We start from the raw sequence: 13,744 nt of genomic DNA, 5'->3' as shown, positions 1-13,744 counted from the left end.
CAAGCAGACTTTCGAGGACTTGCTATCGCAGGCGCTGTTGCCATTCTCGCGGACCCGGGTAGCATGAGTTGGCGGACTTTTCACTCGACGTCCCAAGCCTGAAGTCGGCCGTGGTCAATCTACTGGCGAGCGTTGCTGCACGGCGGCCATGATCGCCGTCGAGCTCCCCACAAACATAATAGGGTATCCACGGCAACTTCTGCTCAATGCCCGTGCTGACCGGCTCGTCTGTGACCTCAACCGTGATTTCATTCCAAGTGAAGTTCGGCCCAAGCGTCGCTCGCAGGTTATCTGGATCGACTAGTATGACGCTCCTCGGGTCGTTAACGTCTGCGAAAGTGATAACGTCTGGTAGTTGATTGGGCTCGATTTTGTGCGGCCCCCGTTGCTTAGCGATTTTGGACACCGTATCCATGTAGTCAGCGGACGGGACGACGTTATATAGATCGCTTAAGAGTTCTAGCCGCGGCCCTGCACTTCTGCTCCAACCGTAGTACCCGCGAATTCGATTTGTCAGCAACGCGATCAAAGGCTTCGCGCCTGAGCCGAGATCGAGGTACAAGGCCTCGCCGCGCAGATGGCTAAAGGTGCCGCGCTCGGGAAAGAAGGCCTCCTGAAAGGAAACCTCCCCAACGCTCGATGCGCGTTTGACACCGTCCGGCGTATTGACCGCAAGCGTAAGCTTGTATCGGTAGCTCTTGGAGCAGCCTAAAAGGGCTAAAGCCATCGCGAGGACGGCCGCTAGGCGCAACACTCGTCTCGGCTCCCACGAAATAGCTGACCTAGCAGCGCCTTGTCCAACCGTCGCGCCGCTATTTCGCGACTTCTGATTTGTTCCTCGAATATGCATTCTTAATGACTAGCACGGACAGGTTGCATGAGCGACTATCCCGACCGTGCCTTTGGCGGCTTATCTTTTACAGTTAGTTAGGAATGTTTCAGTCGCACTGACCGGCGCAATGATTGATTGTAAGCGTAGCGCCGAGGCCCTTTGGATTGTTTGTGCGGAGTCTTGAGAGCACCGCTAGAAGAGTCATCTTCTGGAAGGGTGCTCATAATGGACGACCATTCTGACGACATAAGACGACCGTTGTCACCACGTATCGAAGTGTATGCTGGTGCAGGTCGCAAGCGCTGGCCGGACGATTTGAAGGCGCAGATTGCCGCCGAAAGCCTCGAGCCGGGTGCGGTTGTCACGGATGTCGCCCGTCGTCATGGCTGCCGGCCCCAGCAGGTGCATGACTGGCGGCGCCGTGCGCGGTTGGGCCAGTTGGTGTTGCCGGCGTCGGCGGACACGCTGTCGTTCGTGCCGGTGGTATCGGAATCCGCGTTGCCGGCGACCGTAGAACCCTCCGGGTCGCCGGAAGCCGCCGTTGTGACGGTCGAGTTCCAAGGGGCGCGCGTAGAGGTGCGCGGGACGCCTGGCCTTGCTGTGCTGAGTGATGTGTTCCTAGCGCTCCGACGGACACGTTCATGCTGACAATGCCCGCGAGCCTCATGATTTACGTGGCGACGCAACCTGTGGACTTCAGGAAGGGTGCGGAGGGCTTGGCGCTGTTGGCGAAAGAGACGCTGGGCCATGACCCGATGAAGGGCGTAGCGGTGGTCTTCCGTGCGAAGCGCCCCGATCGAGTGAAGATTGTCGTCTGGGATGGCACCGGCCTTGCGATGTACTGGAAGCGGCTCGATGGCAGCGGCTTCAAATGGCCACCCATCGTAGCCGGCGTGATGCGGATGAATGCCGCCCAGTTGTCAGCGCTTCTGGCCGGCATGGATTGGACACGCATGCACGCGCCTCGAATCCCGCAGCCGAAAGCGCTTGCGTAAAAATACAAATCTTCGCTGCATCACGGCGCGAAGCATGGCAAGCTCGGGCCAATGAGTGATTTGCCCAATGAGCTGCCAAGCGATCCAGCCGAGTTGCGTGTCTTTGCCGCGGCTCTGCTGGATCGCTGCGCCAGGCTCGAGCGGTTGCTCAAGCTTGCAAAGGATGCGCAGTTTGGCCGGTCCTCGGAAAAGCTGGACGCTGATCAGCTACAGCTTGTTCTGGAGGACATCGAAGAGGCCGTCGCAGCTCTCGAAGCAGCCGAGGATCGCGCCAATCTCGGAATTTGCGAGAAGAGAACTGCCGCACGCCGGGCCAATCGTGGTCAGCTCCCGGAGCATTTGCCACGCATCGTCGAAACCCTAATGCCGGCTGAGAGCTGTTGTCCGTGTTGTAAGGGCGATCTCTTTGAGATCGGTCACGATGAGAGCCAGAGGCTCGACGTCGTTCCGGCGCAGTATCGCGTCATCGTCACTCGCCGGCCCAAGCTCGCCTGCCGCGCCTGTCATGGCGTCGTCCTCCAGCACGCTGCTCCCGAGCGACTGATCAGGGGTGGATTGCCCACCGAGCGGCTGGTCGCTCATGTGATCGACGCGAAGTATCATTGGCATCTGCCGCTTTACCGCCAGGCGCAGATGCTGGCGACGCACGGTATCGGCATCGACCGTTCCACGCTCGCCTTCTGGGTTGGCTATGCCGCCCAGGAATTGAAGCCCTTGTGGCATCGGCTGCGCCAGCTTCTGCTCGCCTCCTCGAAGCTCTGTGTCGATGAGACGCCGGCGCCTGTGTTGGATCCGGGTCGCGGCAGGACGAAAACCGGCTACTTCTGGGCGCTATCGCGCGATGACAGGCCCTGGGCCGGGCCTGATCCGCCTGGGGTGGTCTATGCCTATGCACCGGGCCGCGGCGCCGTTCATGGCTTGCGGCTGCTTGAGGGCTATCGCGGCATCATCCACTGCGATGGCTATCAGGCCTACAAGACCATGACCCGAGAGACGCGTGCGGACGCCCTGTCCGGGACGCTCGCCTTCTGCTGGTCGCATCTGCGGCGGCAGTTTGTGAAGATCGAGCGCGAGGCGGCTCCGGCGCCAGCTCCGGTTGCCCGCGAGGCTCTTGAGCGCATCGCCCAGCTTTACGCGGTCGAGAAAGCGCTCCGCGGCCGATCGGATGCGGAGCGCCGTGCTGGCAGGCAGGTGCATGCCAGACCTCTGGCTACAGCCTTGAAGCAGTGGTTTGAGGCCAAGCTTGATCACCTTGCACAGAAGAGCGACACGGCAAAGGCCTTGCGTTACGCGCTGCGTCATTGGGACGGCCTGACGCTCTACCTTGATGACGGTCGCATCGAGATGGATACCAACGCGGTCGAGCGTGCGATGCGGCCGATCAAGCTTAACGCCAAGAACTCCCTTTTTGCCGGCTGCGACGAGGGTGCCGAGAGTTGGGCTGTACTAGCTTCGTTAATCGAGACCTGTAAGCTCAATAGCGTCAGCGCCGAGCATTGGTTCTCCGATGTCCTCGCGAAGCTCGTTAATGGCTGGCCTGCGGCGCGACTGGACGAACTGCTTCCCTGGGCATCGACCTACACGATGCATGCGCTCGATCCGAGACTGGCAGCATGAGCCTTAACACGACCGCCGTCCGGATCAGGGTAACCCTCAAGGACGTGAAACCGGAGGTGATGCGGTGTCTTGTCGTACCCATCACCCTGCGCCTTGATCGGCTGCATCTGACGCTTCAGGCGGCGTTTGGCTGGACGAATAGCCATCTCTTCGAGTTCCTGGCCGGCGACGGTCGTTGGGGTATCCCTGATCCCGATGGAGATTTTGACCCTCAGCCCATCGATGCCCGCAAGACGCGGCTCTCCAATATCGTTCAAGAGACCGGCGCCAAGACTATCCATTATCTCTACGACTTCGGCGACAGCTGGGATCACGTGATCAAGATTGAAAAGTGGTTCGACAACACGACAACGGAGGGACTTCCCCTCTTGCTCGACGCCGCCGGCCGTTGTCCTCCGGAAGATGTCGGCGGTGCGTCAGGCTATGCCGAATACCTCGACGCCATCAGCGACCCCACCCATCCGGAGCACGAACAAATGCGCCTCTGGGGCCCCGAGCAGTTCGATCCCAACGTCGTCGACCGGAAGGCGCTCGAGGCCGCCGTCAATGCATTGTCGGAAATATGGAAGCCTCGGCGACGCACCACGCGCTCAAAATAGCCGTCAAGCGCCGTTCAAAAGGGCCGCAGAGCTACGCTTACGATTGAGTCTGCATATGGCCCGTTTGAGACCTTGCGATGAGCACTGAAGATGTCCGCTCATCGGGTCCGACCGGAAGCCAACGCGGCAGGATTGAACCGACGCAAATGCCCCAGAGCGGACTTCGACCGCGAGTCGCTGGTCTTCTGCCTAAGTTGGAATCGCCGTTCCGAAACTCGCCTCAACGAGATTCCCGCACCAGCTGAACCTCGCAAAGATTGGATCGATGGGCTGGCGTGCCGCTGACCGGGTCGCGGACCGCAGCGTCGACTGTCAGATTGAAATTGGTGCCGGTTGCATCGAACGGATCGGTCGCTGAGATCCCGAGCTCATCGCAACCCTGCCACCAGCCGTGCTCGCCGACGACGACACGCGGATCGAGTTCTTCGCTGAAGCGCGCCCTGGCGCGCATTCCGCCTGCAGGGGTCCGCAAGTCAACCCAGTCTCCGTTCTTGATCCCGCGAGCCGCAGCGGTCGTGGGATTCAGTTCGATCTCGGGGTGCAATGCACGCTTGCGCAGGCTCGGCAGGGCACGATGTTGAGTCTGACAAAACAGACTGGGTTTGGCGCAGGTCAGGATCAAAGGGAAGGATGCCGTCAGATCAGGGCGAGTGGCAGGGCCGACCGGTGGCTCGACGAAGTCCGGCATGGCCGAATAGCCGCGATCGAGAAACGTCTCGGACCAGAATTCAATTTTTCGCGAAGGCGTCGGAAATCCTTGTGGGTTTCCCTTGGCATTGCGTTCGGCGTGCTTGCAGTATCGCGTGGTCAGCGGTTTCCGCAACCCGGCCGGCTCCGCACGAAGTTGCTCCAGTGTGATGCTGCTTGGGCCGAGCTGCTGTCGGTAACTGGCTTCGACTTTGCCGTCCCAGAAATGCTCGCCAAGGCCAAGGCGCGTGGCAAGGTCAAAGATGATATCCGTGTCGGAACGCGCCTGACCGGGCGGATCAACAATCGCTTGCCGAAGTTGAATGTGCGATTGCGCGTCGGCGTTGATATCGAATCCGATTTTGAGAGCCTCGCGTTCGAAGCAGGATGCGACGGGCAGTACAATATCGGCGAGCGCAGCCGTCGGCGTCATGAACAGATCGGCATGGGCATAAAATTCGAGCGCTGCCAGGGCGGCCCGTCCACGAGCGGGATCGCCATAAGCGAGCAGTAGATTGTTGCCGAACCCAACCAGTCCGCGCACAGGATAGGGAGTACCCTCCAGGACAGCGCTGCAAAAGTCTCGGGCGGAGACATTGTTCCAGCGCGCCGGTCCCAGCGGGCGTTCGACAAAGCCGATTGCGGGAGCCAAGCGCTTTGCCGCAGGCAGGTCTTCCCCGGTCATAGAGGCGGCAGGCACGGCTGGCAGCAGGACGTTACCACCAGCCACATCGAAACTGCCGGTCAACGCATAGAGCATCGCCATCGCCCGCGCCGTCTCCGTGCTGTTGGCGTGATGTTCGTGCCCGCTCCAGGCGTAGTAAGAGACCGGACGGGCGTGCCAGATCGTGCGTGCAGCTTCTTCCAATTGCCCCGGTGCAATCCAGCAGGTACGCTCAATCGCTTCGGGCGAATATTTCCTGCATAGCTCTGCGTAGCGATCAAAGACCGGCCGGCAGCTGACGGCGCCATGGATGGTTGCGACAGTGAATTCGCCTCGCAGGGCAAGATGCCCGGAGGTCGCCTCGTAGCAACCGGCCGACGGATCATAGCTTACGGTGCGGTTGGCCAATGAATCCCAGGCCACAAACTGGCCTGAGCCACCCCCGGAAGCCAGTTCGTTTGCCGTAAGCAATCTGTCGGTATCCGACCGCACCAAAAGAGGTCCGTTGCTCCATGCGCGCACGAATTCATCATCGTACCAACCTCGCTCGATCATAATGTTGGCCAGTCCTAATGCGAGCGCTCCGTCAGTTCCTGGGCGCACGCGCAACCAGACGTCGGCCTTGTTGGCCAGCCCCACGTTGCGCGGATCGATCACGATCAGCTTCATTCCGCGCTTCAGGGCCGCAACGGTCGCTGTCGCGTGAGTGATGCGTGAAAATGACGGGTTATAGCCCCACAGGATAAGGCAGCCGGATTCCGCGATGTCGGGCATTGCGCCGCCGAGGTTCGTCGCAACGGTGCCAACGCCGAACACATAGCGTGTCGCGAACCCGCGTCCCCAACCGCATAGGTCGAGCCCAGATACTAAATTTGGCGTACCAAATGCGTTCATCAGTCTCCGGACATAAACAGCCGAATCCGCGATAGCAGTTGTTGAGGCGGAGGATTGGCTAAAGGCTACCGCTTCTGGTCCGTGCTCCTCGGCGATGCGACGCATCGCGGCGGCGATTTGGTCGAGCGCCGCATCCCATGTGATTTCCTCCCAACCCGGATCGGAATCACCTTTCGGCCGGGTCCGACGCAGGGGTCTTGTCAGCCTGTCCTTATGGTAGACCAGTTCAGGCGCCGCTCGGCCCTTTGCGCAGATCGCCGCGCCGGTGGGGTGTGTCGGATCGGGATCGAGACGTGTGAACTTGCCATCTGTCAACGTCGCGACCGTTCCGCAGCGGGCGATACAAAGACTGCAATACCCTTGCACCTGACGCACGTTTGGCGAATCCGCTGACATGCACAAGCTCCCTCGCAATGATAGAATCTCGCGTGTCCCGACGGCATGGTCGTACCGATGCCGGTAAACTGCCGCATCGTATCGCATAGCACACGAATTGCGAAATATGTCGGCTCATGGCCCTTCTCGGAAGTCCGACAACGTCCGCTTTCGCGCCGCTGTTGGAGGACAAGCGGACATCAGGTACGCCTACTCTCAGCGGCAGATTTTATGATGGGGTGGACGCCCCGCCGACGGCATCGATGTGCCAAAGTGGAGGTGTTGAGCACCACTTAAGGGAGGCGTCCGTGGTAGAGGTTAGCATAATCGGTCTAGATATCGCCAAGCATGTTTTCCACGTTCATGGCGCGGACGGGAAAGGACGCGCTTTATTCAGCAAACGGATCAGCCGGGTAAAGCTGCTGGATTTCTTTGCGGCCCAGCCAATTTGCACAGTAGCCTTAGAGGCATGTGGAGGAGCTCATCACTGGGCCCGGCAGCTCGCGCAGCTTGGCCATAATGTTCGGTTGATCCCGCCAGCTTATGTAAAGCCCTTTGTAAAGCGGCAAAAGAACGACGCGATTGATGCCGAGGCGATCTGCGAGGCTGCGCAGCGACCGAGCATGCGGTTCGTTGCCGTTAAGAGTGAAGAGCAACAGGCTGCGGGTCTAGTGTTTCGAACCCGTGACCTGTTAGTGCGGCAACGAACCCAGCTCATCAACGCGATCCGAGGACACCTCACGGAGTATGGCTGGATCGCGCCCAAGGGGCCATCGCACGTGGCGAAACTTAGCGATCTCATCGAAGAGGACGCTATGGCCAGCTCACTTCCTGAAGCGGCCCGCCCCATGTTACGAGTGATGCTAGACCTGCTCGCTGAGCTGAATGGCAAGATCGCAGATCTCGACCAGGAAATCGCGCGACGCGCTCGCGAAGACGAGGTATCGCGCAGGCTGATGACCATTCCTGGCATTGGCCCAATCTCCGCCACCGCGATCGCTGCTCTGGCGCCGCCGGCCGAGACCTTCGCCAAGGGGCGTGACTTCGCAGCATGGCTCGGTCTCACGCCTCTTCAAAGATCTACAGGCGGCAAGCAGAAGCTCGGTGCAACATCCAAAATGGGCGAACGCACGCTCAGCGCCTTCTCATCGTTGGTAGCAGCGCGGTCGTGCAACAGGCGAGCAAACGCGGTGCGCCAAAGGGTTCGTGGCTCGAACAGATGCTGGCTCGCAAACCACGCATGCTGGTAACGGTCGCACTCGCCAACAAGATGGCGCGGATTGTCTGGGCGCTACTTATCAAGCAGGAGAATTACAGGGCTCCGGTCGCAGCCAAGGCGTGATCCTGGCGGACCTGAGGTCGTCGGAGGTGTAGTCGGTCGAAGGAGAGTATGGCGCAACAGTCGGCGAGACGAGGCCGGAAGAACCAAGCGTACTCATCGTGCCTAGAGCACGCTTTTATGATTTGGTTCCGGTCTGCGAACTCCCATACGGGCCCGCAGCTTCATCGCTGCACCATCAGAGGCCGGACAGATGGCAGCATCCGACTACGTGCCGATCTTCTTCAAAAATCGCTTGCATCTCGCGGGGCGTCCACAGATGAGTACGCACCCTTCTGTAATGGGCCCGATGATGTCAAGCCTCCCGAGTGAACGCCACGCCGCCGAGCTCATGCTTCTGTTCGTGGTCGACGCCTGGCCGCCACATCATGCTGTCAGAGGGAGCGGTGAGCCTATCTAGATACGCGTGGTTCGTCGGACGACGCCACTGGGCGTGTAACGGCTTCACCGCATCCACCGTCCCGGCGACGGGACTTCGGGCACCGGGCTTCAGTTCATCCCGGTTGCGTTCTTGATCTCCTCCACGTCTTCTATGCTGCGATTGAGCCCGCTTCGGCCCATCGGTAAGTCGTGCCATCGACCCAGATCCGATGCAGGATCACTGCGAGCTTGCGTGCCAAGGCGACCTTTGCGCGCTTCGAGCCTCTCCGCTTGGCGACGTCCATCCCCCAGCGTTTGAGTTTTGAGAACCGCGTGATGCGCGATAGCAGAACGTTGGCGGCTTCATACAAGGCCGTCCGCACCGTCTCATCGCCGGCCAGCGTGATTCCGCCCGTGACGTCCTTTTCTCCCGATTGATATTTCTTTGGCGTGAGCCCGAACAGCGCGCCTGCTGCCTTTGACTTTACAATGCGATGAGGATCATCAATCACCGATTTGTAGGTGATGGCCGCCAGGGGACCAACGCCTGGTACTGTCATAAGCCGGCGGCAGACTGCATCATCACGCACAATTGCCAGCACAGCCTTGTGTAGTCTTCCGTATTCTGCTTTCAGGGCCGATCGTGCCGAAAGCATCGCACCAGCAATGCGCTCCAATGTCGCCTGGCCTGCAACCAACTCTCGAATCCGCGCTTCGAAATTCCTTCGCGTCACCGGGCCAGCCTTCAGACCGAAGCCGCGCAAAATCCCTCGGATACTTAATTCTACATCGATCAGCCGCCCGAGAAGCTGTTTGCGTGCGATCAGGAGTGCCCGGATCTCTTGCGCATCAACCGACTTTGCGTGTACCTGCCGAAACCATCCCATCCGGATCAACTGGGCGATCCCGCGGGCATCCTTGCGATCCGTCTTGACCGTCATTGCAGATAATGCGGCCTTCACGTGCCGCGTTTCCAGCAGAACTGTTTCAAATCCTGCACCTTTCAGGCCTGCATGCAGCCATTGCGACAGCGGCCGAGCCTCCAGCCCGATCCGCTTCACTGCAAAGCCGAGCGTCTCAAAAAACTCAACTAAGGCGTCGGGTTCGCTTGCGACCTTCGCTTCCTTCAGGATCTTACCCTGGGCGTCCACAACACACACGCTCGACAGTTCCAATGACACGTCGATCCCGGCATAATTCTCCACGGCTGTCCTCCGTCTCCAGATGCTTGGGGCCGACTCAAGTCGTGACCCCGTTTCATCATCTATCGGGGGACAGCCACCATCATGACCCCTTGCTCCGGAGCCGGGCCCATTACCGCATCTAGGGAACGGCACCACTCACAGCACGTCGCGATGATGCCCGCTGCATGCCTGCACGTACTGTTTGAGGCCGGGCCGGATCCCCTTAGCCGCGGGCAAGCTTACTGTTTTTGACCCGGCGGGATTGCGCCCGCGGCCGACCCCGGTAGATCGGTTTCTGCCGCTGGGGCGCCTCTCAACTCCGCCCCGTCCGTGCAATCGCCGGCCCAAAGCTTGGTACCCTTGACCGTTCCTACAAGCTTGCAGCCCATTGGGGCTTTTGGCGCTACGTGAACCGGCGCTGGTCTCTTGCCGGCTGTGGGGGGCGAGCCCTGAGCGAAAGCGGTGGCTGAAAGCAACATCGCTGCAAGGAATACCAAGGTCCTCACCATCATTTCCCCCAGTGCCATGTGCTTCAGGTTGATCATTTGCTTTTCACCTTCAGTCCCAGCTCTATCAGCCGGCGGATCGCCTCGGGTCAGTCTAGGTCCTTTTTGCTAGGCAATCCACTTGTCGACGCCTTCTAGCCGTTCTGGCGCAATGCCGAAGCTGTCGCAAGCGAGCGCGAAAGCCGCTCTTGCCTTGGCTTCTTCAAAGCAAAAATTACTGGACGCTTCTGAAGGCCAGAGCGAGAGGTTGTCTTCGGCTCCGGGGCCTAGATCTGGGTCGCTTTTTTGCTTGGCTCTTGCGCGCCGCGTCGATCGTGCGGAAGGCCGCGGCGTCGGTCGCAGGATACGCCTCGTTACGCTCCTGCGACCTTCGCTGCGGGGCTCCGGCGCCCTGATCCGCAATTGGATCGGCTGCCGGGAGCATTTGGGGGCTGGACAACACGCTTTCCCATGTTCGCTCTCAAGATGCAATCCTTCGGATGACACCAATTTCGGAACGGTATGTTCGCCTGAAGAAATGCCGGTTCACGCCGGCGGCGCCGGACGCTTTTTGATCACGTGTGTCAAAAATGAATACACGCAATGGTTTCACGGCTTGTTCCACTTTCCAAACTGGTTGGTCTCGGTTTCGCGTCACAGCTCGCGCACCGTTGGCGGAGGCTTCTATTCATCACCTTAATCCAGTTCTTCTGGAGATAATGGCGGAGCACGGATAATACGAATCGAAAGGGGTCGCCTTCAGCGACCCCTTGCCGGTTACAATGAATCTTCGGGATGAAATGCCAGCCCCGGCGGTAACGACGTTATCGGTATCTGATTGCAAGGGGGATTCCGTACAACTACCGTTCGTAACACTGTCCTTTGCGCGTCGAGAATTTAGGCCGGCCGGAACTTCGGTCGGGCTCGAGAACTGGACTGCCGCATTGCAGCAATTGCGTGCAATCGATTCGGCGCGGGTCCTCAACTGCATAATATAATCAGCTGCGGCGCGATGTGAGAGCGCCGAGCAGCTCGGAAAAGCGTTAAGCGACGCTGGGCGCGGGGTAGCGGTGCGCCGGGAGCGACACGGGCCGCTCATCCCAGGCCGACGCCGAGCTAGCCGAGCGGCTCAAACGTCTGCTCTGATTTCGGTGAAAGCGCGCGGAGATCGATCTCACTGCGCTCTGGACACGAGCATGGCATTCATGTTGGCTACTACAGGCAGAGCAGGAGCAAATCCACTTTAGGAGCGCACCGATGCCTGACGTAAGGGAAAAGCAACGCGAAGCCCGCCGGAAGATCATTCGTCAATGGGCGAAGCTTCCGAAGGATAAACGGCAGTCTATGGAGGCGATTACTGAATTCGCCAGGACCGCCGCGCAGCAGAACGATAATGCATTCGTCCACAGTCATCGCAATCCGTACGAAAAGATCATGAGCTGGCTATTGCCGCGTGCTCATCTCTGAACGACCAAGCCTTCTGCACATCAATTGCCCTTGGCGAAGTATGACGAGCTTACGTGCGTTTCCGCCGCGTCTACGGATTTGCCAGCGGGGTTGAAGGAGTTCAGCTCGCCCGGTGTTCCGTGTTCGTGATCCGGCTTGAATGGAAGAGTTGCTGTCGATAGGGGGAGCACGCGGTTGGCCTTATCTGGTTGCAGTTTTCGATTGGACTGCTTCTCGCCACGATCGGCATTTCATGCTCCGGGGCAGAGGAGGCAACGGCTCAGTCTGGCCAGGCGCTCTATCAGCAACGCTGCGCCTCATGTCATGAGGGCGGCGTGGCGCGGGCGCCCGACAGGAATGCGCTGCGGCAGCTGAGCGACCAGCGGATCGGCTTTCAGATCGCCTACGGGCTCATGAGCGCGCAGGGGCGGGATCTGAGCAAGGATCAGATCGGCGCCATCACTCGCTATTTGAAGGGCACCGCGCCGGCACCTGCGCTTGAACTGCTCGATTCCAGATGCCGCAACGATGGACCCAAACTCGCCGATGCGGCGCTGCCGCGCTGGAACGGCTGGGGGGTCGACATCCGCCAGCATCGCTTTCAGCCCGCCGACAACGCGCGGCTTGCGGCCGACGATGTCCCGCGCCTCAAGCTGAAATGGGCTTTCGGTTTTCCCGGTGACGCCAGGGCCTTTGCGCAGCCAACGGTCTGGGGCGGCCGACTGTTCGTCGGGAGCGCCGGCGGCAAGGTCTATGCGCTCGACGCCAGCACCGGATGTCAGCGCTGGGTGTTCGACGCAGGCTTTGGGGTGCGCAGCGCCATCACCATCGGCGAGGGCGAGCGCGGTGTCACAGCCTATTTCGGCGATCAGCGCGGCAACGCATATGCGCTCGACGCCGAGACCGGGAAGCTGAAGTGGACCCGTCGGGTCGAGGAGCATCAAGCGGCCATGATCACCGGTGCCCCGACACTTGCGGACGGCATCCTCTATGTGCCGGTGTCCTCGCTCGAAGAGGCGCTGGCGGCCGATCCACGTTATGGCTGCTGCAGCTTTCGCGGGCTGATAGTCGCGCTTGACGCCGCGACTGGAGAGGTGAAATGGCGCAGCTACATCTCCCCGCCCGCGCAAGCGCAAGGCATCAGTTCGATGGGAGTGCAGCTTTTCGGGCCATCAGGGGGCGCGATCTGGTCCGCGCCAACGGTCGACATCAAGACGAATACGATCTATGCGACCACGGGCGACAGCTATTCGAATCCCGCACAGGAGACGTCTGACGCTTTTGTGGCGTTCGATCTGGTGAACGGAAAGCTCAGATGGTCGCGACAGATGACTACGAGCGATGCCTACAATGTCGCGTGCAGCTCGCAATATCCCGCGAACTATCCCGATAAGAAGGGGCCCGATTTCGACTTCGGCTCATCCGCGATCCTGGTCGATCTCGCGGACGGCAAGCGCGCGCTGATCGCGGGACAGAAGTCGGGCATGGTGCACGCGCTCGATCCCGATCATGGCGGCGCGATAGTGTGGCAGCGCCGGATAGGTCAGGGCTCCACACTCGGCGGCGTGCAATGGGGCATGGCCGTCGATGACGAGAATGTCTACGTCGCAGTGTCGGACGTCGGCCTTGAACGCGTGGCACCGGGCACGCCCGGAGCCCAGAAGACGATCATGGGTGGCGAGTTGAAGATGGATCCTCGCCAGGGCGGCGGACTATTTGCCCTCAAGCTCGCCACGGGCGAGGTCGTGTGGCACACGCCGCATCCGGGCTGTAACGACAGGCCCGGCTGCAGTCCAGCCCAGTCGGCCGCGGTCACGGCAATTCCCGGCGTAGTCTTCTCGGGCGGGCTCGACGGGCACCTGCGCGCCTACGTCACCAAGACCGGTGAGATCATCTGGGACGTCGACACAATCCAGGACTACATGACTGTCAATGGCGCAGCCGCGCATGGCGGCTCGCTCGTTGGTCCCGGCGCGGTCGTTGCCGGCGGCATGCTCTACGTCAATTCGGCTACACCAATTACGGCACATTGCCGGGCAACGTGCTGCTCGCGTTCTCGGTAGATGGAAAGTAGGGGGCGATATCGCCCGCAGGGTTGATACGATCGACCTGAACTAGAGCCAGGAGCAAAAGCGACGCCCTCGGGGTCGTTCTCTTCGAACCAGGTTTCCGCGGCATCCACTGTAGTGAAAACCTTGATGTGGTCGATGTCGCCGACCTGTTTGGCGGTGTTCACGTACGAAGACGGTCATTGGTCCCTCTGCAGA

The 13,744-nt window shown here is 60.3% G+C and carries 9 protein-coding genes and 1 pseudogene; 7 read left to right on the top strand and 3 right to left on the bottom strand.

What is annotated here, in order from left to right; translation table 11 throughout:
• Positions 1 to 22: 22 nt before the first annotated feature.
• Positions 23 to 754, bottom strand: a complete 732-nt coding sequence (locus XH98_RS14280; protein ID WP_271618973.1) for a hypothetical protein — start codon at positions 752 to 754, stop codon at positions 23 to 25.
• A 303-nt stretch (positions 755 to 1,057) separates the two neighbouring features.
• Here XH98_RS14280 and tnpA point away from each other — a divergent pair, with 303 nt between their 5' ends.
• Genes tnpA through XH98_RS14260 form a run of 4 tightly spaced genes read left to right on the top strand, consistent with a single transcriptional unit; the run spans position 1,058 to position 4,043 of the window.
• Positions 1,058 to 1,480 (top strand): IS66-like element accessory protein TnpA, encoded by a 423-nt coding sequence (tnpA, locus tag XH98_RS14275; RefSeq protein WP_271598498.1) that lies wholly within the window; start codon positions 1,058 to 1,060, stop codon positions 1,478 to 1,480.
• A gap of 2 nt (positions 1,481 to 1,482) precedes the next feature.
• Positions 1,483 to 1,827 carry an IS66 family insertion sequence element accessory protein TnpB gene (gene tnpB / locus XH98_RS14270; RefSeq protein ID WP_271618972.1) on the top strand — a complete coding sequence of 115 codons (345 nt, stop codon included), beginning with the start codon at positions 1,483 to 1,485 and terminating at the stop codon, positions 1,825 to 1,827.
• 51 nt (positions 1,828 to 1,878) lie between these two features.
• Positions 1,879 to 3,444: an IS66 family transposase gene (gene tnpC, locus XH98_RS14265; protein ID WP_271618971.1), complete on the top strand. Its 1,566-nt coding sequence runs from the start codon at positions 1,879 to 1,881 to the stop codon at positions 3,442 to 3,444.
• The gene (locus XH98_RS14260; protein ID WP_271618970.1) at positions 3,441 to 4,043 is read left to right on the top strand and encodes a plasmid pRiA4b ORF-3 family protein; all 603 of its coding nucleotides are present in this window, start codon (positions 3,441 to 3,443) and stop codon (positions 4,041 to 4,043) included. The genes tnpC and XH98_RS14260 overlap by 4 nt, the downstream gene beginning before the upstream one ends.
• A gap of 220 nt (positions 4,044 to 4,263) precedes the next feature.
• On the opposite strand, the gene XH98_RS14255 is transcribed toward XH98_RS14260, so the two are convergent.
• Complete coding sequence (locus tag XH98_RS14255) at positions 4,264 to 6,684, bottom strand: molybdopterin-containing oxidoreductase family protein (protein WP_271618969.1); 2,421 nt, start codon at positions 6,682 to 6,684, stop codon at positions 4,264 to 4,266.
• 287 nt (positions 6,685 to 6,971) lie between these two features.
• Between XH98_RS14255 and XH98_RS14250 the strand changes: the two are divergent.
• A pseudogene (locus XH98_RS14250) lies at positions 6,972 to 8,005 on the top strand (IS110 family transposase).
• 527 nt (positions 8,006 to 8,532) lie between these two features.
• On the opposite strand, the gene XH98_RS14245 reads toward XH98_RS14250, so the two are convergent.
• Entirely contained in the window at positions 8,533 to 9,567 is a 1,035-nt protein-coding gene (locus XH98_RS14245; RefSeq protein WP_271618968.1) for an IS110 family transposase, read from the bottom strand.
• 1,721 nt (positions 9,568 to 11,288) lie between these two features.
• On the opposite strand from XH98_RS14245, the gene XH98_RS14240 reads away from it, so the two are divergent.
• Together XH98_RS14240 and XH98_RS14235 are read left to right on the top strand one after the other, a co-directional pair.
• Entirely contained in the window at positions 11,289 to 11,498 is a 210-nt protein-coding gene (locus XH98_RS14240) for a hypothetical protein (protein WP_271618967.1), read from the top strand.
• Positions 11,499 to 11,812: 314 nt separating this feature from the next.
• A complete protein-coding gene (locus XH98_RS14235) occupies positions 11,813 to 13,540 on the top strand; it encodes an outer membrane protein assembly factor BamB family protein (RefSeq protein ID WP_271618966.1) in 1,728 nt (575 codons plus the stop codon).
• Positions 13,541 to 13,744 lie beyond the last annotated feature (204 nt).

Origin of the sequence: Bradyrhizobium sp. CCBAU 51745, assembly GCF_028128715.1 — a bacterium.
Lineage (GTDB): Bacteria > Pseudomonadota > Alphaproteobacteria > Rhizobiales > Xanthobacteraceae > Bradyrhizobium > Bradyrhizobium manausense.
This window is presented reverse-complemented; position numbering and strand designations above follow the sequence as displayed.

Bases quoted from the DNA above. Each gene is read 5' to 3' on its own strand.
- XH98_RS14240 (WP_271618967.1), top strand. From the start codon at position 11,289: ATGCCTGACGTAAGGGAAAAGCAACGCGAAGCCCGCCGGAAGATCATT.
- tnpB (WP_271618972.1), top strand. From the start codon at position 1,483: ATGCCCGCGAGCCTCATGATTTACGTGGCGACGCAACCTGTGGACTTC.
- XH98_RS14255 (WP_271618969.1), bottom strand. From the start codon at position 6,684: ATGTCAGCGGATTCGCCAAACGTGCGTCAGGTGCAAGGGTATTGCAGT.
- tnpA (WP_271598498.1), top strand. From the start codon at position 1,058: ATGGACGACCATTCTGACGACATAAGACGACCGTTGTCACCACGTATC.
- tnpC (WP_271618971.1), top strand. From the start codon at position 1,879: ATGAGTGATTTGCCCAATGAGCTGCCAAGCGATCCAGCCGAGTTGCGT.
- XH98_RS14260 (WP_271618970.1), top strand. From the start codon at position 3,441: ATGAGCCTTAACACGACCGCCGTCCGGATCAGGGTAACCCTCAAGGAC.